The sequence below is a fragment of the Micromonospora sp. NPDC047620 genome, assembly GCF_043205005.1.
Classification (GTDB): domain Bacteria; phylum Actinomycetota; class Actinomycetes; order Mycobacteriales; family Micromonosporaceae; genus Micromonospora.
This window is the reverse complement of record NZ_JBIDDG010000002.1, coordinates 20,753-38,443: the sequence shown is the minus strand read 5'-3', so window position 1 is coordinate 38,443 and position 17,691 is coordinate 20,753. Positions and strand designations below refer to the sequence as shown.

The window sequence follows — 17,691 nt, the reverse complement described above, 5'->3', positions numbered from 1 at the left end:
ACCGGTGCCGGGCGTGGCCATCCGGGCGGAAGCGTCGCTTTTCGGGACGGACGGGGAGGATCGGGGCGGCGGTCAGCCGCCGAGGCCGGCCTCGTCCGCGGCGTACAGGACGCACCAGACGACCTTGCCGTCCGGCACCCGGCTGCTGCCCCAGCGGCGGGCGACGGTGTCGATCAGCAGCAGGCCGCGCCCGCCGACGGTGTCCACCGGCGCCGGCCCGGCGAAGGCCGGCTGCCGCGACGAGTGGTCGCGCACGGCGAGGTGCAGGGTGTCGTCGTCCCGGGGCGCCAGCCGTACCGTCATCGCGGTGTGCGCGTGGGCGACCACGTTGCCGACCAGCTCGGTGACCGCGATGCACCCCGGCTCGGCCAGCTCGTCCAGCCCCCAGCGGCGGCAGCCCTCGGTGACGAGGTGCCGGGCCTGCCGGGCGGCCTCCACGGCGGGTGGGAAGTCGGCGCTGACCACCGCGGCCATCGGCGCGGCGGCCAGCCCGGCCGTTGCCCCCGCCAGGGTCGGCCAGGCCGGCGTGCCGTCGACGGTGCCGGTCGGGTCGCAGAGGAGCAGGTCGGCGGCGGGCCAGTCGAGGACCTCCCGGCGCACCTCCGCGAAGACGCCCCGGGCAGCCGGATCGGGCATCACCAGGCCGGTCAGGTCGGCCACCACCGGGCCGGGCCGGGCGCAGAGCCGGGCGAGCAGCCCGGCGCGCACCGTGCCGACCGCAAGCCGGTCGAGGACGCCGGTCAGCCGGACCACCCCGGACGACTCGTCCGTCTCCATCCGGCAACGCACGTCGGTCGGCATGATCGTCCCATTGTGCCCTCCCGGGCCGGGCCCCGCACCGCTCCGCTCGGCCCGGCGCATCAGCGGTCCGTCCGCGCTCGGCGGGCCATCGCCGCCACCGTCCCGACGGCCGTTCCCGCCGCCGCCAGCCCGAAGGCGGCGGTCATCCGCACCAGGTGCCGTCGCCGGCCGTGCCAGCCGCCGTCGCGCCGCGCCGCCGCGGCGGCCTGGAAGACGTTGCCGGTGCTGTCGAGCTGCGGGGCCGGCCCGAACTGGGTGCGGTGGGCGTACCAGCCGAGCGCCCGTTCGGCCAGCGCCGGGGCGACCCGCCACTGCAGGCCGATCAGCCGGGCGGCCCCACCGGCGTACGCCTCGCGCCGCGGCCGGCGCAGCATCCGGACGATCGTCTCCGCCACCACCTCCGGCGGGTAGACCGGGGGCGGCGGCACCGGTTCCCGCCCGCTGTGGTTGGCGGCGTGCCGGAAGAACGGGGTGTCGATGGTGGCCGGCAGCACCGTGCAGATCGAGATGTTGCCCCGCCCCGTGACCCGCAGCTCCTGGCGGACCGTGTCGGCCAGGCCGCGGATGCCGTGCTTCGTGGCGTTGTACGCCGACTGGTAGGGCATCGCCACCTCGGCCAGCACCGAGGCGTTGTTGACCAGCACCCCGCCCCCCGCCGCGCCGAGGTGGGGCAGGGCGGCCCGAGTGCCGTACGCGGCGCCGAGCAGGTTCACCTCCAGCACCCGACGGAACTCCTCCACCGGGATCTCGTCGAAGAGCCCGACCGCGCTGACCGCGGCGTTGTTGACCCACCCGTCGATCCGGCCGAACTCGGCCACCGCGCGGGCGGCGAGCCGCTCGACGGCCGCCGGGTCGGTCACGTCGGTCGGCACGACCAGCGCCCGCCCGCCCAGCTCCCGGCACCGCTGCGCGACCTGCCGGAGGGCCGGTTCGCTGCGGGCGGCCAGCACGACGGCGGTGCCGCATCGGGCGAGGGCGTACGCCGTGGCCGTCCCGATCCCGCTGGAGGCGCCGGTGAGCACCACGGTGGCGTCGGCGAGGCTGCGGGTGAGAGGCATTCCTGGGCGGTACCCCGGTTGGCAGGGGTCATGCGGCCGATTGTGGGCCGGATGACGGTCGGTGGGTGACGCGTGACCCGGCCGCGACGCTTGCCGTCGCGCAAGCACCCGCCGGGCTCTTCCCGATCTGCCAGGTTTCGGCTCCCGGGGGTCTGGTTAATGGGACCCTCTGACCGAGGACCACCGCTCGAGAAGATCGCATGGAGGTGACCCATGCGCGTCGGCCTCGTCTGCGCGCACGCCGGCCCGCCCAGGCGTGCCGACGCTCCGACCGTCGGCACCCACCAGCACATCGCGAGGGTCGCCGCCGAACTGGCCGCGCGGGGCCACGACGTCCGGGTGTACGAACGGCGCGACGACCCGGGCCTGCCGGACACGGCGACGGTCGACGGCTACCGGGTGGAGCGGGTGCCCGTCGGCCCGGCCGCCCCGATTCCCACCGTCGAGCTGGTCCCCCACGTGGCCGAGTTCGGCACCTGGCTGGCGGACCGGTGGGCCGGCGACTGGCAGCCGGAGGTGGTGCACGGGCACTACTGGATCGGCGGGCTGGCCGCGGCGCACGCGGTGCGTGAGACCGACACCCCGGTGGTGCAGACCTTCCACTCCCTCGGTGTCGAGCAACTGCGCCACCTCGGCCGCGAGTACGACGGCCCGGGGGAGCGGATCCCGCTGGAGCGGGCGCTGACCCGGGCGGTGGACGTCGCGGTCGCCCAGTGCAACGACGAGGTCGACGAGTTGACCCGGATGGGGCTGCAACGCGCCTCCGTGGCGATGGTGCCGGCCGGCGTCGACACCGAGCAGTTCCACCCCGACGGCGAGGCCGCGCCCCGCGACCAGCGGTCCCGGATCCTCTCCGTCGGACTGTCGGCCGGGCACGGCCAGGAGGACCTGATCCGGGCCATGCGGCTCGTCGGCGACGCCGAGCTGGTGATCGCCGGCGGCCCGCCCGCCGAGCAGCTCGCCGGCCACGCCGAGGCACGCCGCCTGCGCGAGCTGGCCGAGCGGAACGGGGTGGCCGACCAGGTGACGCTGGTGGGCGCGGTGCCGCACGAGCAGATGGCCACCTGGTACCGCTCGGCCGACGTGGTCGCCTGCACCCCGCACTACTCGTCCGCCGGGCGGGTGTCGCTGGAGGCGATGGCCTGCGGCGTGCCGGTGGTCGGCTACGCCATGGGCGGGATCGCCGACGCGGTGGTCGACGAGGTCACCGGGCGGTTGGTGCCGCCGGGCGACGTGCGGGTCCTCGGCGTGACCCTGCGCCGGCTGCTCTCCGACAACGCCGGACGGTTCGCGTACGGGCACGCCGCCGTCGACCGGGTGCGGTGCAGTTACACCTGGGAACGGACGGCGGGCGCGCTGGAACGGCTCTACGAGCGGGTGGTGCGCCGCCGCAAGCCGGTCGAGGCGGCCTGAGGGAGCAGCCCGCCGGCCCCGTGCCTCAGATCGGGCGGCCGACGCCGACCACGGCCCGGTCCCGTGCCCCGGCCACCGGGTGGTGGTGCTGGGGTTCGGCGTACCGGGTGAGGCCGATGACCGAGGCGAGGGTGACCAGGAACCCGGCCGCGGCGAGCCACTCCCGGCCGGGCCAGATCTTGTCGTTGAGCAGCAGCAGGCCGACGATCGCGGCGGGCACCGCCCCGGCGGCGTCCATCGCGGCCACGGCGGCCGTGGTCGAGCCGCGCTGCATGGCCAGGCCGAGCAGCAACTGGCCGACGATCGAGTGCGCGATCAGCAGGTAGAGCAGCGGGTCCCGGACGAGCGCCTCCGCCGTGGAGGCCGAGGCCAGCGGTCGGGCGGCCACCGCGGCGGCGGAGAACGCCAGCCCGGCCAGCGAGCCGAGCGCCACCGAGCCCGGCGCCCCGTGCAGGCGTACGGCGAAGAAGCCGAGCACCGCGATCACGCCGAGCACCACCGCCAGGGCGATCATGCCGGCGGTGCCGAGCGGCTTGGACGGCGCGGGCCGGGCGGAGAGCACCAGCGCGGAGATCCCGGCGAAGAGCAGCACCAGCAGGGCCACCTCGGCCGTCGGCAACCGCCACTTCAACACCAGCACGCCGAGCAGGGCGGTGACCCCGAGCCCGGCCGCGACGCTGGACTGCACCAGGAAGAGCGGCAGGTCCCGCCGGGCCAGGAAGGCCAGCACGAACCCGGCCACCTGACACGCCAGCCCGACCAGGTAGGTGCGGTGCCCGGCCAGCCGCAGCAGCAGCCCCGGGTCGAAGGTGTGGTGCACGGTGGTGCGGGCGGCGGCGACCGACTGGAGCAGGTTGGCGACGCCGTACGCGACGATCATCGCCGCGAGGAAGCACCACCCGGAGGAGACCACCTGGCGAGGATAGAGGTTGCCGGAGGTCAGTGCTCGGCTGGCCGACCCAGCCGGGCGAGGATGTCGGCGTGCAGCGGGCCGTTGCTGGCCACCGCGCTGCTCTCGGTGCCGGCGTCGCCCGAGGGCGCGGGCTGCCCGGAAAGGTCCGTGAACGTCCCGCCCGCCTCGGTGACGATCGGCACCAGCGCGGCGACGTCCCACAGCGACAGCTCCGGCTCCACCATCACGTCCAGCGCGCCCTCGGCGAGCAGCATGTAGCCGTAGAAGTCGCCGTACGCCCGGCTGCGCCAGGTGTCCCGCATGAGCTGGAGCATCGCGTCCAGCCGGCCGGCGGACTCCCATCCGGTCAGGGACGAGTAGCAGAAGCTCGCGTCCGCCAGGTCCCGGACGCCGGAGACCCGGATGGGTGCCCCGCCGGCGGCGTCCGGCCCCGCGTACGCGCCCTCGCCGAGCGCCGCCCACCAGCGGCGGCCGAGGGCCGGCGCGGAGACCAGGCCGGCGACCGGGCGGTCCCCCTCCAGCAGCGCGATCAGGGTGGCCCAGACGGGCACGCCGCGGATGAAGTTCTTCGTGCCGTCGATCGGGTCGACCACCCAGCGCCGGCCGTCCGGGCCGCTGGCCGGCTGTTCGCCGTACTCCTCGCCGAGCAGGCCGTCGGCCGGCCGGTGCGTGGCCAGCAGCGCCCGGATCTCCCGCTCCACGGCGGTGTCCGCGTCGGAGACGGGAGTCAGGTCGGGCTTCGCGTCGACCCGCAGGTCGAGCGCCCGGAACCGGGCCGTGGAGACGGCGTCGGCGGCGTCGGCGAGCAGGTGGGCGAGGGCGAGGTCGTCGGCGTACCCGGTCACGTGCCCCAACCTACCGACGGCCCGGGCCTCACGCCCCGGCGGGCGGGTCCCCCTCGCCCGCCCGGGAGGCGAGCAGCCGGCGGTACGAGGCCAGCCGGCGCGGGTCCGCCTTGCCGGCCGCCACCCAGGCGTCGAGCCCGCAGTCGGGAGCCTCCGGGGTGTGCGGGCAGTTGGCGGGGCAGTCGACCGTGCCCTCCACCAGGTCGGGGAAGCCGTGCAGCAGGCTGTCGGCGGAGACGTGTGCCAGCCCGAAGCTGCGCACCCCCGGAGTGTCGATGATCCAGCCGGCGGCTGCTCCGGGTCGCGGCGCGGCGGCGGACGCGCCGAGCTGGAGTTGCCCCCGGTCGTCGTCGCGGTCGGGCAGTGGGGGCAGCCGCAGCGCCACCGCACTCGTGGAGGTGTGCCGGCCCCGGCCGATCGCGCTGACCGTGCCGACCGCCCGCGCGGCGTCCGGCACCAGCCGGTTGACCAGCGTCGACTTGCCCACCCCGGAGTGCCCCACCATGACGGAGATCCGGCCGGCGAGCAGGCTGCGCAGGGCGTCGAGGTCGGAGTCCGGCCGGATCAGCACGTACGGCAGCTCCAGCTCGGCGTAGTAGCCGAGCACCCCCTCGGGGCCGGCCAGGTCGGCCTTGGTCAGGCAGAGCAGCGGCTCGATGTCGGCGTCGTACGCGGCCACCAGGCAGCGGTCGATGAACCCGGTGCGCGGCGGTGGGTCGGCCAGCGCGCTGACGATCACCAACTGGTCGGCGTTAGCCACCACCACCCGCTCCAGCCGCCCCTCGGCGGTGGTCGCGTCGTCCTCTGCGGTGCGCCGCAGCACCGACGTCCGCTCGGCGATCCGGACGATCCGGGCCAGCGCCCCGGCCGCGCCGGAGGTGTCCCCGACCAGGCTGACCCGGTCGCCGACCACCACCGACTTGCGGCCCAGCTCCCGGGCCCGCATGGCGGTGACCGTGGGCGCGTCCGGCCCCCCGTCGGGCGGCACGCACGTGTAGCGGCCCCGGTCGACGGCGATCACGAAGCCGTCGACGGCGTCCGCGTGCCGGGGCCGGGTGCGCGTACGTGGGCGTGACGACTTCCCGGGTCGTACCCGGACGTCGTCCTCGTCGTACTCCCGCCGTCTGGTCGCCAGGACCCGCCCCCCGTCGTGTCAGCTCTTGCCGGTCACCATCGCCGACCATAGTGCCGGGAACTCGGGCATGGTTTTCGAGGTACACGCCACGTCGCTCAGCTCGATGCCCGGCACGGCCAGCCCGGCCACCGCCGCCGCGTGCGCCATCCGGTGGTCGTGGTAGGTCTCGAACACCCCGCCGCGCAGCGGCCGGGGCCGGATCTCCAGCCCGTCGGGGGACTCCGTGATGTCCGCGCCGAGCGCGGCGAACTCCCGCGCCAGCGCGGTCAGCCGGTCGGTCTCGTGGCCCCGGATGTGACCGACGCCCGTGAACCGGGACGGCGAGTCGGCGAGCATGGCCAGCGCGGTCAGCGCGGGCGTCAGCTCGCTGACGTCGGAGAGGTCGGCGTCGAGGCCGTGCACCGCGCCGGTGCCCCGGACGGTCAGCCCGGCGGTGGAGAGGGTCACCTCGCCGCCCATCCGGTGCAGCAGCGAGCGGAGCTGCTCCACCGGCTGCGCGCTGCTGCGCGGCCAGCCCTGGAGGGTCACCTCGCCGCCGGTGACCAGGGCCGCGGCGAAGAACGGCACCGCACCCGACAGGTCCGGCTCGATCTCCCAGCCGCGCCCGGCCAGCGGGCCCGGCTCGACGACCCAGACGTCGGGGGTGCTGTCGTCGACGGCCGCGCCGGCGGCCCGGAGCATCTGCACCGTCATCCGCAGGTGCGGCGCGGAGGGCACCGGGGGGCCCACGTGCCGGACCACCACGCCCCGGTCGAAGCGCGGGGCGGCCAGCAGCAGCCCGGAGACGAGCTGGCTGGAGGCCGAGGCGTCGATCACCACCTCGCCGCCGGTCACCCGCCCGCCGCCGAGCACGGTCAGCGGCAGGCTGCCGGTGGCGGGGGCGTCCACGCGTACGCCGAGGGAGCGCAGCGCGCCGATCAGCGGGCCGAGCGGCCGGGTGCGGGCCTGCGGGTCGCCGTCGAAGGTGATCCGCCCGTCGGCCAGGCCGGCCACGGGCGGGACGAAGCGCATCACCGTGCCGGCCAGGCCGACGTCGACGTGCGCGGGACCGACCAGCGGGTGCGGCCGGACCAGCCAGCGCTCGTCGTCGCTGATCGACATGTGCGCGCCCAGCGCGCGCAGCCCGGCGGCCATCAGTTCGGTGTCCCGGGCGCGCAGCGGCCCGGCCAGCGTCGAGGGACCGCTGGCCAGCGCGCTCAGCACCAGGGCGCGGGCGGTCATCGACTTGGAGCCGGGCAGGCGCAGCGTGGCCGTGACCGGGTCGGAGGCGGTCGGAGCGGTCCACGGCTGCGGCGGCCGGGTCGCGGTCAGGTTCCCCACGGTTACATTCTGCCGTGTCCGCCGGGGATGACGCCCGGCACCGTCCCGGCTCCCGGCCAGCGGGACAGCCGGGCGACGCCCGGCGGGTTAGCGTGTGCGGCATGTGCGGGAGGTACGCGACGACCCGGAGCGCGGGCGACCTGAGCGCGCTGTTCGAGTCCCACGACGAGACCGGCGGCCGGCTCGACCCCGACCACAACGTCGCGCCCACCGACCCGGTGCCGCTCGTGCGGGTCAGCCCGGAGGGCCACCGCGCGCTGTCGGTCGGGCGCTGGGGGCTGGTGCCGGCCTGGTCCCGGTCGCCCGCCGGCGCCGCCCGCATGATCAACGCCCGCGCCGAGACGGTCGCCACCAGCCGGGCGTACGCCGGCGCGTTCGCCCGCCGCCGCTGCCTCGTTCCGGCCGACGGCTGGTACGAGTGGGTCCGCTCGCCCGGCGGGGGCAGGCAGGCTTACTACATGACCCCGCTGGACGGCTCCGTGCTCGCCTTCGCCGGCATCTGGTCGGTATGGGAGGGGCCCGGCGGCCCGCTGCTGACGTGCAGCGTGCTGACCACCGCCGCGCTCGGCGAGCTGGCCGAGGTGCACGAGCGCATGCCGCTGCTGCTGCCCCGGCCGCGGTGGGGGTCGTGGCTGGCGGCCACCGACGAGCCGGCGGGCCTGCTCGCCCCGCCCCCGCTCGACTGGCTGGCGCGGCTCGAGATCCGTCCGGTGGGGCCGGCGGTGGGCAACGTGCGCAACGACGGGCCGGAGCTGACCGCCAGGGTGCCGCTCGCCCGCGTCGCCGCGCCGGAGGAAGTGACGCTTTTCTGACAGCGGCGGCACATTGTCGGGCGTGATTTGCCAGAGTTGCGGGCGAAACGTCGCCCGCTCGTTTACCCGTATTTGCCGTAGAGGCTTGTCCCCGTGTCCGTAAGTGCGATAGAACACAGCGCCGGTAGTGGGCGCGACTCGCACGGGGCGGACGACGCTCACCGATCTTGCCGGTCCCACGGGGGAGGTGGGTGGATGACACGGGCACGCATGCCCCGCCCGCACGAGGTGGCCGCCGCACGACGAGATCCGCGACTGCTGCGGGCGTTGCGGGAGCGGCGACAGGACGAGGCTTGGCGGACCAGAGGAACCTGTCAGAGTGTCGACCCGGAAACGTTCTTTCCGGCGCCGAACGAGCCGGCCGACGCGGCTGTCGCGCTCTGCCGAAGTTGCGACGTGCAGGGCCCCTGCCTGGCCTGGGCGCTGGACGTGGGCGACTGCCACGGCGTCTGGGGCGGCACGACCCCGCGCGAGCGGCGGGCGATGCTGGTCGCCTGGCGCGACGAGGTGCAACCGGATCCGGACGCCGCCGACGAGGCGGGTCCGCCGGTCCGGGACCGTCTGCTCACGCTGGTGCCGCTGAGCTGACCGTCGACTGAGCCGGCCGGGGCAGGCCCGCGATCACGCGGGCCGGCCCCGCGTCGTGTTCCGGACGCCCCAGAATGGGCTGGTGCCCGAGACCGACGAGCTACCCACTCCGCGCGGGCCCGCCCGGGTCGTCACCGACCTGCCGACCGGCCCGCCGACCGCCGTGCTGGCGCTCGGCCACGGCGCGGGCGGTGGCGTCGACGCCCCCGACCTGCTCGCGCTCCGCGACGCGGCGGTCGGCGCGGGCCTGGTGGTGGCGCGGGTGACCCAGCCGTACCGCGTGGCCGGCCGGCGCGCCCCGGCTCCGGCGGGGCACCTCGACGAGGCGTGGAGCGTCGTGCTCGCCGTGCTGCGGGGGCGGCATCCCGGCGTACCCCTGCTGGTGGGTGGGCGCTCCAGCGGCGCGCGGGTGGCCTGCCGCACCGCGCGGGCGGTCGGCGCCGCCGGTGTGGTCGCGCTCGCGTTCCCGCTGCACCCGCCCGGCCGCCCGGAGCGGTCCCGGGCCTCGGAACTGGTGACCGGCCTGCCGACCCTGGTGGTCAACGGCGACCGCGACCCGTTCGGGGTGCCGGAGCCCGGGCCCGCGGTGCGCGTGGTCACCCGACCCGGGGAGCGGCACGACCTGCGGGGCGACCCGACCGGCACGGCCGCGGCGGTGCGCGACTGGCTGCGCGACCAGGGCTGGGCGCGGCCCTGATCCCCGGCGCGACCTTCCCCTCGCGCGACTTCCGTCCCGCCGTTCGTGGGCGCGAGCCTCCGTTCCGGCCCTGCCGGGCGCGGCCCGGTTGGTGGGCGCTGGCGCGCGGGCCGACGCGCGCCGCGGGCGGGCGAGGACGCGCCCCGGGGAAGGGGCGACGCTCCGGCCGGCCGTGTCCGGTGGCCGCGGCGGGTCGTTGCATCGGATGGCGCCGGACGCCCGGTTCGGGCGGCGGCGCCGGTCCTCCCAGGCCCTTCCTGGTCCCAGCGTCGGCGTCCCGCCGGGGCCGGGACCAGGAACGGGAGGCCCGGCCGGAATGCCCCGCCGGTTCGTGCCGTTGCACCCCTCGGACGACATTTCTGGCGAGGGGGGTGACCGGGTGCCGATCGAGACGCAGGCCCGGGAACGGGACGAGCGGGGAGCGCGGCAGCTGCGTCAGTTGCTGGGCGCTCCGGACTGGCCTGCGACGGCGCCGCCGGTCGGCGTGGCCGCGGTGAGCACGAGCACACCCGCCGGAAGTGAATCTGTGGGCATGCCTGTGCGCGTATCCTCGGCGGGAAAGCATCCGACGCGAGGGGATGTGCGGTTGACCACCGAGAAGACGGACGAGCGCAGGGCCCGCTTCGAGCGGGACGCGATGCCCTTCGTCGATCAGCTCTACGCTGCCGGCCTGCGGATGACCCGCAACCCGGCGGATGCGGAGGACCTGGTCCAGGAGACCTACCTGAAGGCGTACGCCGCCTTCCACCAGTTCGAGCAGGGCACGAACCTGAAGGCCTGGCTCTACCGGATCCTGACCAACACCTACATCAACTCCTACCGCCGCCGGCAGCGCCAGCCCATCCAGGCGCCGACCGACGAGATCACCGACTGGCAGCTCGCCGAGGCCGAGTCGCACACCTCCAGCGGGCTGCGTTCGGCCGAGACCGAGGCGCTGGACCGGCTGCCGGACAGCGACGTCAAGGAGGCCCTCCAGCAGTTGCCGGAGGAGTTCCGCCTGGCCGTCTACCTCACCGACGTCGAGGGCTTCTCCTACAAGGAGGTCGCCGACATCATGGGCACGCCGATCGGCACGGTGATGTCGCGACTGCACCGGGGTCGACGTAATCTGCGCAAGCTGCTCGAGCAGTACGCCGCGGAGCGGGGCTTCACCGCCGCGTCGTCGAAGAAGGGCTCAACCGCTGCCGCCGGCCGGGAGGTGTGACGTGAGCTGTGGGGAACCGCACGAGACGGACTGCCGCGAGGTGCTGGCGGAGGTCTACCTCTACCTGGATCTGGAGTGCGCCGAGGAACGGCGCACGCTGATCCGCTACCACCTCGACGAGTGCGGGCCGTGCCTGCGCGAGTACGGCATCGAGCAGGAGGTGAGGGCGCTGGTCGCCCGCTGCTGCGGCAACGAGACCGCGCCCGACGAGCTGCGGGAGCGGCTCCGGGTCCGGCTGACCGAGCTGGTCGTGTTCGAGAACAGCGAGTCGCGGGAGCTGGCCGACTGAGGCCGGCGGCACCGACAGCAAAGCCGGTGGCCCGGGTCGGAGACGACCCGGGCCACCGGCGTTTCGCTGGCTGATCGACGCCGGGCCGTGGGCCCGGCCGCCGGATCAGGAGTTGGGGCGCTTGCCGTGGTTGGCGCCGCTCTTCTTCCGGGCCTTCTTCTTCCGGGCCTTCTTCGCCATGGTGACCTCCTCGTGATGGTCGGATCCGCCTGCGCACGACCTCGGCGCCGGTGCACGCACCGGTCCTCCCGGCGCCGGGTCCGACCCGCTGATGCTAGTGCTGCCGGCACCCGCCGTGGTGCGCCGGGGCGGCCGGCCGTACGCGCGCCGCGCGACACGCCGGCCGCCTCGCCGCGTCGCCGCACTCCGTCCGGGCGGGACGCCGCGGCACGCCCGACCCGACAGTGGATCATCCGGACGCGACCGCTCCACGCCCGCCGCGGGGCGTCCGCATGATTGGATACGTCGGCAGGCAACACGCGAGAGAAGGGGCCGTGGAGATGGCCGAGGAGATCCGCGCCGAGATGGTGGCGAACGTCTGGAAGGTCGTCGCGTCGGCCGGGGACACCGTGTCCGAAGGGGACACGCTGGTGATCCTGGAGTCGATGAAGATGGAGATCCCGGTCGTCGCCGAGTCCGACGGTGTCGTCAAGCAGCTCGCGGTCAACGAGGGTGACGTCGTGCAGGACGGGGACCTCATCGCGGTGATCGATTGACCGGCCTCTCGGTGCGGCGGGCCGGGCCGGCCGACTTCGCGGCGGTGGCCCGGCTGACGGTCGCCGCGTACGAGGCCGACGGCCAGCTCAAGGGGGAGCACGGCTACGCCGCCGTGCTCGCCGACGTGGCGGCCCGGGCGGAGCACGGCGAGGTCCTCGTCGCGGTCGACCAGGAGACCGGCGCGGTGCTCGGCTCGGTGACGTTCGTCCTCCCCGGCAGCCGGTACGCGGAGCTGTCCGGGGCGGGCGAGGCGGAGTTCCGGATGCTGGCCGTGGACCCGGCCGCGCAGGGTCGGGGCGTCGGCGCGGCCCTGGTCGAGGCGTGCGTGTCCCGGGCGACCGGGCTGGGCTGCTCGGCGGTGGTGATCTGCGTCCGCCACGGCTTCGCCGCCTCCGCCCAGCGGCTCTACCGGCGCCGGGGCTTCGTGCGCGTGTCGGAGCTGGACTGGTCGCCCCTGGCCGGGGTGGAACTGCTCGCCCTCCGGCTGGAGCTCACCGGCGCCTGATCCGGCCGGACCAGGCCGGCCCCGGCGCGTCCGCCGGGGCCGGCGGGCGTCAGGGTGCCTCCGTCGCGGCGTCGCGCCCGGTCCCGATGGGGGCGAGCAGCTCGTCGGCCATCTCCAGCGCGAGCGTCCTCCGCTCCGCGTCGGTGATGCCCGGCGTGCGGATCGCGAACCAGCTGCTGTGCACGGCGAAGATCGACAGGACCGCGCGGAGCTGCGCGGCGGGCGAGTCGTCTCCCCGGCAGAGCATCGCGGCCAGCCGCAGCATCCGGCCGCGCATCTGCTGCCCGGCGGCGAGACTCTTCAGCACGGTCTGGTTCTGCTCGAAGAACCGCATCACCGACGGCTCGTCGCCGGCGAACATGGCGTCGGCGTACCGGCCGATCACGGCGCGCCGGGTGTCCAGGCTCGCCGGCTGCGACTCGGCCCAGGCGATGAGGGCGTCCATCAGCTCCAGCCGGTCCTCGACGACGCTGCTGACGATCTCGTCCTTGCTCTTGAAGTGGTAGTAGAGCGCGGCCTTCGTCACGTTCAGCCGTTCGGCGATCTCGCGCAGCGAGGTCTTCTCGTACCCCTGCTCGGTGAAGAGCTCCAGCGCGACGGACTTGATGCGCTCCCGCGTGCCGCCTGTGCTCTCCCTCACGTGTGCCACCCAATTCGCTTGACCGGTCCTGCCGCCAAACTTACCGTGCGGCTAGTAAGTTAACTAGCCGGGCGGCAAGTAAGTGCGGCACATCTCGGGGGAGCTTACCCATGACGCAGGCAAGCCAGGCACCGGCACGACCCAACGTGCGGGTCGTGCTCTTCGGCCTGATGATCGCCATGATGCTGGCGATGCTCGACAACATGATCGTCAGCACCGCGCTACCGCGGATCGTGGGCGAGTTCGGCGGGCTCGACCACTTCACCTGGGTGGTGACGGCGTACGTGCTGGGCACCACGGTCTCGACTCCGATCTGGGGCAAGCTCGGCGACCTCTACGGGCGCAAGTCCGTCTTCCTCACCTCGGTGGTCGTCTTCCTGGTCGGCTCGGCGCTGTGCGGGATGGCCGGCTCCGACCTGTTCGGCGGGCCGGGCGACGGCATGGTCGAGCTGATCGCCTTCCGGGCGGTACAGGGCCTCGGCGCCGGCGGCCTGATGGTCGGCGTGATGGCGATCATCGGCGACCTGGTGCCGCCCCGGGAGCGGGGCCGCTACCAGGGCATGATCGCCGGCATCATGGCCATCGCCATGGTGGCCGGCCCCCTGGTCGGCGGCTTCATCACCGACCACCTCTCCTGGCGCTGGGCGTTCTACGTGAACCTGCCGCTGGGCGGCGTCGCGCTGCTGGTCCTCGCCACGACCATGCACCTGCCGAAGTACCGCACCGAGCACCGGATCGACTGGCTCGGCGCCGGGCTGCTCTCGGTTGGCATCACCGCGATCGTGCTCGTCACCACCTGGGGCGGCAACGAGTACGCGTGGGTGTCGCCGCAGATCCTCGGCCTGGCCGCGCTCGCCGCGGTCGCGCTGGTGGTCTTCGGTCTGGTCGAGCGGCGGGCCGCCGAACCGATCCTGCCGCTGGGGCTCTTCGCCAACCGCAACTTCGCGCTGATCTCCGTGATCGGCTTCCTGCTCGGCTTCGCGATGTTCGGCGCGATGAACTTCCTGCCGCTGTACCAGCAGACCGTGCAGGGCGCCTCGGCGACGAACTCCGGGCTGCTGCTGCTTCCGCTGATGTTCGGCATGCTGGTGGTCTCGCTGGTGGTCGGTCGCGCGATCACGAAGACCGGGCGGTACCGGATCTACCCGATCGTGGGCGGCGTGGTGATGACCGCGGGCATGGCGCTGCTGACCCTGCTCGACGTGCACACCGGCAAGCTGGAGTCCTCGCTCTACATGATCGTGCTCGGCGTCGGCATGGGTTTCCTCATGCAGACCTCGATGCTCATCGCGCAGAACAGCGTGGCCCAGAAGGACCTGGGCGCGGCGAGCGGCGCCGCCACCTTCTTCCGCTCGATCGGCGGCTCGTTCGGCATCTCGCTGTTCGGCGCGATCTTCGCCAACCGGCTGGCCGACTCCCCGGCCGGCGGCGCGTTCAGCGGCGGCGGCGAGGCCGGCGCCGCGATGGACCTGGCGGAGCTCAAGGACCTGCCGGCGCAGGCGCGGGAGCTGGTGCTCGGCGGCCTCGCCGACGCGATCTCGCACGTCTTCTGGTGGGCGGTGCTGTTCACCGTGGCGGTGCCGGTGCTGGCCTGGTTCATCAAGGAGATCCCGCTGCGGACCGCGAACGAGCCCCCGGCGCCGCAGGGTGCCGGCGAGGGGCAGGCCGAGGCCGCCCTCGACAAGGCACCCGTCGCCTGACCCGCTTCAGGGCCGCCGGAAGGGGCCGGTGAGGCGGTGCCAGAGGCGGCGCAGGCCGGAGCGGGGGCGGGGGACCAGGGGGGTGGCGACCAGGGAGTTCGCCAGGGCCGTCGTCTCCGCGTCCAGGGCCGGCGTCGCCAGGGCCAGGTGGGCCAGGGACACCGCGACGGGCACCGGGCGCAGCCGCGCCACCGCCGCGACGTCGGCCAGCCGCTCGGCCACCACCCGCGCCACGTCGGGGCGCACCGCCGGGTCGACCCAGGCGGCGGTGACCATGGCGAACAGGGCCGCCTCGGTGATCCAGTCCTCGACGCCCCAGACCAGGTCCAGCAGCACCCGGCGGCGGGTCGAGGTCGCCCAGGGCTCGTCCGTGCGGTGGTGCAGCAGGCCGAGGCAGGCCCACACCTGGACGCAGCGCACCCAGAGCGAGGGGTCCTGCCCCAGCACCCGGCCCAGCGCGGTGGGCGGCACGTCCGGCGGGTGCGCCAGCAGGCCGACCAGGTCGGCCAGGTCCAGGGTGGCCAGGCCCACCGCCGCGTCGTACGCCGCCGGGGGGTGCGGCCACGCCGGGTGGGCGAGCTGCCGCAGCCGCGCGGTCGCTTCCGCCGAGGGCGCCGGCACCGCGGGCGCGACCGTCGTCCCGTCCCAGCGCCAGAGCCGCCGGGCGTCCGCCCGCCGGGGCTCGCGCGGGTCCGGCTCCGGCACGCCGGCCACCTCGACCCGCAGCGCCGGCACGGCCGTGGCGACGGTACGCAGCGCGCTCGGCGGCGCGGGCGACTCCAGCAGCACGGCGGCGCCGACTCCGCCGTGGTCGTCGGCGACGGCCTGGCGCAGCGCGTCCACCACCGCCCCGGCCGCCGGGGTCACCTGCCCGAGCCAGGCCCGGCTGCGGCAGCACTCGGCCAGGTCGCCGTGCTCGTGCGAGTCGTCCGGGTGGTCCCGCACGAAGTCGGCGAGCGCGACCAGGTGCGCCACGTCGCCGTCGCGCTGGTGCCGCAGCCGGTGGGCGGTGTGCACGGCGCAGTCGAAGGTGGGGTCCCGGGCGAGGGCCCGGTCGATCCAGTCGAGCGCCTCGTCGAGCCGCCCGATGTCGGCGAGGGTGCCGGCGATGTCGGCGTACACGGCGAGGTCGTCGGGGTCGTGCGCGACGGCGCGGCCGAGTGCCGCCAGCGCCTCCCGGGTGCGGCCGGCGCTGCGGTACGCGTACCCGAGCCACACCTCGCCGATCTTCGACGGCTCCGCGCGTACGCCCCGGGCGGCCCAGCGGACCGCCAGGGCGACCTCGCCGACCCGCCGGGCCAGCGCGGACGCCGCGCCCAGCAGCAGGCCGTGCTCGGCGTGGACGGTGACCGCGTTGCGGGCCAGCGCCAGGTAGGGGGCCAGCGCCGCCCGGTCGGCCCGGGGCGCCGGGTCGGGCACGGCGGCGCAGACCTGCATCAGGATGCGGGCGGTCCGGTCCGGTTCGAGGCGTTCGGCGAGTTCCGGCGCGGTCACCCAGGGCACGCCGGCCCAGTCCGCCCCCGGGGCGTGCCCGGTCGCGGCGACCAGCAGGTCCAGCCCCTCGGCGGGCCGGCCGGCGGCGGCCAGCAGGTGGGCGCGGGCGACCACGGCGCCGACGAAGGCGTGGTGGTGCAGCGGGAAGAGGTCCACGCCGCCGGCGCCGTCGGCGGCGGCGAGCCGGGCGAGCGTCTCGTGCACCTCGGGCAGGGTCGGGGCCTGGGCGAGCGCGGCGGCGACGTGCCCGGCCGCGTGCTCCAGGTCGCCGGAGTCCATGGCGAGCCGGGCGAGGGCAAGTTCCTCCGCCGCGGGCAGCGCCCGGTCGTCCTCGGCCACGGCGTCCTCTCACTCGTCGGTGCTCCGGTGGGCCGGGCAAGCCTAGGTGATGTTGCACCGACACGGTGATCAACTGCGCACTACTGCTCGTTCGATTGCTCTGATCAGATCAAAGATGCAAGACTGAGCAGGAAACGCGCGGCAACCGCGCAGTGGGAGGAGTTTCCGTGACGCGTGCAGGGGCTGGCATGGCCGCCGACATCGACGAGCAGCCGGCGGGCTACGCCCGGCTGCTCTCCGCCGAACACGCCGGGGCGATCGCCCGGGTGGCGGCGGTCATCGCGGAGCGCCGACCCCGGCACGTGGTCTTCACCGCCCGGGGCACCTCCGACCACGCCGCCCTCTACGGGGCGTACCTGACCGAGATCCGGCTCGACCTGCCCGCGGGGCTCGCCTCGCCCAGCGCCGTCACCGTCTACGGCGCCCGGCCGGACCTCTCCGACGCGCTGGTCGTCGGCGTCAGCCAGAGCGGCGGCTCGCCGGACCTCGCCGAGGTGCTGCGCACCGCCCGCGCCTCGGGCGCGCTGACCCTGGCCGTCACCAACGCGCCCGACTCCCCGCTGGCCGACGTCGCCGAGCTGAGCGTCGACATCGCCGCCGGGCACGAGCGCGCGGTGGCCGCCACCAAGACGTACACCGCCGAGCTGCTCGCCCTGCTGATGCTCGTCGAGGGCATCCGGGCCGGCGACGGCGCGCTGCCCGCCGACGAGCGCGACGCACTCGCCGCCCTGCCCGAGCTGGCCGCCCGCACCCTGGACGACCCCACCCCGGCCCAGCTCGCGCCCCGCTACCGGTTCGCCGGCCAGCTCGTCACCACCGGCCGGGGGTACGCGTACCCGACCGCCCGCGAGGCCGCGCTGAAGCTGATGGAGACCTCCTACCTGCCGGCGCTGGCGTTCTCCGGCGCCGACCTGCTGCACGGCCCGCTCGCCATGACCGACCCCGACGTGCCGGTGCTCGCCGTGGTCGGCTCCGGGCCGGGCGGCCGGTCGATGGGCGAGGTGCTGCCCCGGCTCGGCGAGCGCCGCGCCGACGTGGTGGTGGTCGGCTCCGCCGACGTCGAGGGCGCCACCCGGATGGCCGTCCCCGAGGTCGACGAGCGGTACGCGCCGCTGCTGGACATCCTGCCGCTGCAGCGCCTCGCGCTGGCGCTGGCGCTGGCCCGGGGCGAGGACCCGGACGCGCCCCGGGGGCTGAAGAAGGTCACCGCGACGATGTGAC

The 17,691-nt window shown here is 75.3% G+C and carries 18 protein-coding genes and 1 pseudogene; 10 read left to right on the top strand and 9 right to left on the bottom strand.

Annotated elements, in window-relative coordinates; genetic code table 11:
• Window positions 1-72: 72 nt before the first annotated feature.
• Window positions 73-801 (bottom strand): ATP-binding protein, encoded by a 729-nt coding sequence (locus ACGF5C_RS02470; RefSeq protein ID WP_393296014.1) that lies wholly within the window; start codon window positions 799-801, stop codon window positions 73-75.
• Between the two features lie 59 nt (window positions 802-860).
• A complete protein-coding gene (locus ACGF5C_RS02465) occupies window positions 861-1,859 on the bottom strand; it encodes an SDR family oxidoreductase (protein ID WP_393296012.1) in 999 nt (332 codons plus the stop codon).
• A 213-nt stretch (window positions 1,860-2,072) separates the two neighbouring features.
• On the opposite strand from ACGF5C_RS02465, the gene ACGF5C_RS02460 reads away from it, so the two are divergent.
• On the top strand, window positions 2,073-3,272 hold the full coding sequence (locus ACGF5C_RS02460; RefSeq protein ID WP_393296010.1) for a glycosyltransferase: 1,200 nt from the start codon (window positions 2,073-2,075) through the stop codon (window positions 3,270-3,272).
• On the opposite strand, the pseudogene ACGF5C_RS02455 reads toward ACGF5C_RS02460, so the two are convergent.
• The 4 genes and pseudogenes from ACGF5C_RS02455 to aroA all read right to left on the bottom strand — a co-directional run bounded on the left by ACGF5C_RS02455 (window position 3,227) and on the right by aroA (window position 7,485).
• Window positions 3,227-4,152, bottom strand: a pseudogene (locus tag ACGF5C_RS02455) (hypothetical protein). The gene ACGF5C_RS02460 and the pseudogene ACGF5C_RS02455 sit on opposite strands and share 46 nt — an antisense overlap.
• A gap of 59 nt (window positions 4,153-4,211) precedes the next feature.
• Window positions 4,212-5,030, bottom strand: a complete 819-nt coding sequence (gene hisN, locus ACGF5C_RS02450; RefSeq protein ID WP_393296008.1) for a histidinol-phosphatase — start codon at window positions 5,028-5,030, stop codon at window positions 4,212-4,214.
• A gap of 28 nt (window positions 5,031-5,058) precedes the next feature.
• Complete coding sequence (rsgA, locus tag ACGF5C_RS02445) at window positions 5,059-6,018, bottom strand: ribosome small subunit-dependent GTPase A (RefSeq protein ID WP_393296481.1); 960 nt, start codon at window positions 6,016-6,018, stop codon at window positions 5,059-5,061.
• 165 nt (window positions 6,019-6,183) lie between these two features.
• Entirely contained in the window at window positions 6,184-7,485 is a 1,302-nt protein-coding gene (gene aroA / locus ACGF5C_RS02440) for a 3-phosphoshikimate 1-carboxyvinyltransferase (protein ID WP_393296006.1), read from the bottom strand.
• Between the two features lie 101 nt (window positions 7,486-7,586).
• Between aroA and ACGF5C_RS02435 the strand changes: the two genes are divergently transcribed.
• The 5 genes from ACGF5C_RS02435 to rsrA all read left to right on the top strand — a co-directional run bounded on the left by ACGF5C_RS02435 (window position 7,587) and on the right by rsrA (window position 11,075).
• Window positions 7,587-8,297, top strand: coding sequence for an SOS response-associated peptidase (locus ACGF5C_RS02435; RefSeq protein WP_393296004.1), 711 nt, complete (start codon window positions 7,587-7,589; stop codon window positions 8,295-8,297).
• A 195-nt stretch (window positions 8,298-8,492) separates the two neighbouring features.
• Window positions 8,493-8,885 (top strand): WhiB family transcriptional regulator, encoded by a 393-nt coding sequence (locus ACGF5C_RS02430; RefSeq protein ID WP_393296002.1) that lies wholly within the window; start codon window positions 8,493-8,495, stop codon window positions 8,883-8,885.
• 82 nt (window positions 8,886-8,967) lie between these two features.
• Window positions 8,968-9,582 carry an alpha/beta family hydrolase gene (locus ACGF5C_RS02425; protein ID WP_393296000.1) on the top strand — a complete coding sequence of 205 codons (615 nt, stop codon included), beginning with the start codon at window positions 8,968-8,970 and terminating at the stop codon, window positions 9,580-9,582.
• 379 nt (window positions 9,583-9,961) lie between these two features.
• The gene (locus ACGF5C_RS02420) at window positions 9,962-10,786 is read left to right on the top strand and encodes a sigma-70 family RNA polymerase sigma factor (protein WP_393295998.1); all 825 of its coding nucleotides are present in this window, start codon (window positions 9,962-9,964) and stop codon (window positions 10,784-10,786) included.
• A 1-nt stretch (window position 10,787) separates the two neighbouring features.
• The gene (gene rsrA, locus ACGF5C_RS02415) at window positions 10,788-11,075 is read left to right on the top strand and encodes a mycothiol system anti-sigma-R factor (RefSeq protein ID WP_350683203.1); all 288 of its coding nucleotides are present in this window, start codon (window positions 10,788-10,790) and stop codon (window positions 11,073-11,075) included.
• A gap of 105 nt (window positions 11,076-11,180) precedes the next feature.
• Here the strand turns inward: rsrA and ACGF5C_RS02410 are convergent, their stop codons facing one another.
• Window positions 11,181-11,255, bottom strand: a complete 75-nt coding sequence (locus ACGF5C_RS02410; protein WP_369700219.1) for a 50S ribosomal protein bL37 — start codon at window positions 11,253-11,255, stop codon at window positions 11,181-11,183.
• Between the two features lie 314 nt (window positions 11,256-11,569).
• On the opposite strand from ACGF5C_RS02410, the gene ACGF5C_RS02405 reads away from it, so the two are divergent.
• Together ACGF5C_RS02405 and ACGF5C_RS02400 are read left to right on the top strand one after the other, a co-directional pair.
• The gene (locus tag ACGF5C_RS02405) at window positions 11,570-11,791 is read left to right on the top strand and encodes a biotin/lipoyl-binding carrier protein (protein ID WP_176737378.1); all 222 of its coding nucleotides are present in this window, start codon (window positions 11,570-11,572) and stop codon (window positions 11,789-11,791) included.
• The gene (locus tag ACGF5C_RS02400) at window positions 11,788-12,297 is read left to right on the top strand and encodes a GNAT family N-acetyltransferase (protein WP_393295996.1); all 510 of its coding nucleotides are present in this window, start codon (window positions 11,788-11,790) and stop codon (window positions 12,295-12,297) included. Before ACGF5C_RS02405 ends, ACGF5C_RS02400 begins: the two co-directional genes overlap by 4 nt.
• Window positions 12,298-12,346: 49 nt before the next feature.
• On the opposite strand, the gene ACGF5C_RS02395 is transcribed toward ACGF5C_RS02400, so the two are convergent.
• Window positions 12,347-12,937 carry a TetR/AcrR family transcriptional regulator gene (locus tag ACGF5C_RS02395; RefSeq protein ID WP_393295994.1) on the bottom strand — a complete coding sequence of 197 codons (591 nt, stop codon included), beginning with the start codon at window positions 12,935-12,937 and terminating at the stop codon, window positions 12,347-12,349.
• 110 nt (window positions 12,938-13,047) lie between these two features.
• Here ACGF5C_RS02395 and ACGF5C_RS02390 point away from each other — a divergent pair, with 110 nt between their 5' ends.
• Window positions 13,048-14,637, top strand: coding sequence for an MDR family MFS transporter (locus ACGF5C_RS02390; RefSeq protein ID WP_393295992.1), 1,590 nt, complete (start codon window positions 13,048-13,050; stop codon window positions 14,635-14,637).
• 6 nt (window positions 14,638-14,643) lie between these two features.
• Here ACGF5C_RS02390 and ACGF5C_RS02385 read toward each other — a convergent pair whose 3' ends face one another.
• Window positions 14,644-16,470: a tetratricopeptide repeat protein gene (locus ACGF5C_RS02385; protein ID WP_393295990.1), complete on the bottom strand. Its 1,827-nt coding sequence runs from the start codon at window positions 16,468-16,470 to the stop codon at window positions 14,644-14,646.
• Window positions 16,471-16,658: 188 nt separating this feature from the next.
• Between ACGF5C_RS02385 and ACGF5C_RS02380 the strand changes: the two genes are divergently transcribed.
• A complete protein-coding gene (locus tag ACGF5C_RS02380) occupies window positions 16,659-17,690 on the top strand; it encodes an SIS domain-containing protein (RefSeq protein WP_393296479.1) in 1,032 nt (343 codons plus the stop codon).
• The last annotated feature ends 1 nt before the right edge of the window (window position 17,691 follow it).

Excerpts from the sequence above, each read along its gene's own strand:
- ACGF5C_RS02435 (WP_393296004.1), top strand. The coding sequence starts at position 7,587 with ATGTGCGGGAGGTACGCGACGACCCGGAGCGCGGGCGACCTGAGCGCG.
- ACGF5C_RS02390 (WP_393295992.1), top strand. The coding sequence starts at position 13,048 with ATGACGCAGGCAAGCCAGGCACCGGCACGACCCAACGTGCGGGTCGTG.
- ACGF5C_RS02380 (WP_393296479.1), top strand. The coding sequence starts at position 16,659 with ATGGCCGCCGACATCGACGAGCAGCCGGCGGGCTACGCCCGGCTGCTC.
- ACGF5C_RS02460 (WP_393296010.1), top strand. The coding sequence starts at position 2,073 with ATGCGCGTCGGCCTCGTCTGCGCGCACGCCGGCCCGCCCAGGCGTGCC.
- ACGF5C_RS02470 (WP_393296014.1), bottom strand. The coding sequence starts at position 801 with ATGCCGACCGACGTGCGTTGCCGGATGGAGACGGACGAGTCGTCCGGG.
- ACGF5C_RS02430 (WP_393296002.1), top strand. The coding sequence starts at position 8,493 with ATGACACGGGCACGCATGCCCCGCCCGCACGAGGTGGCCGCCGCACGA.
- ACGF5C_RS02465 (WP_393296012.1), bottom strand. The coding sequence starts at position 1,859 with ATGCCTCTCACCCGCAGCCTCGCCGACGCCACCGTGGTGCTCACCGGC.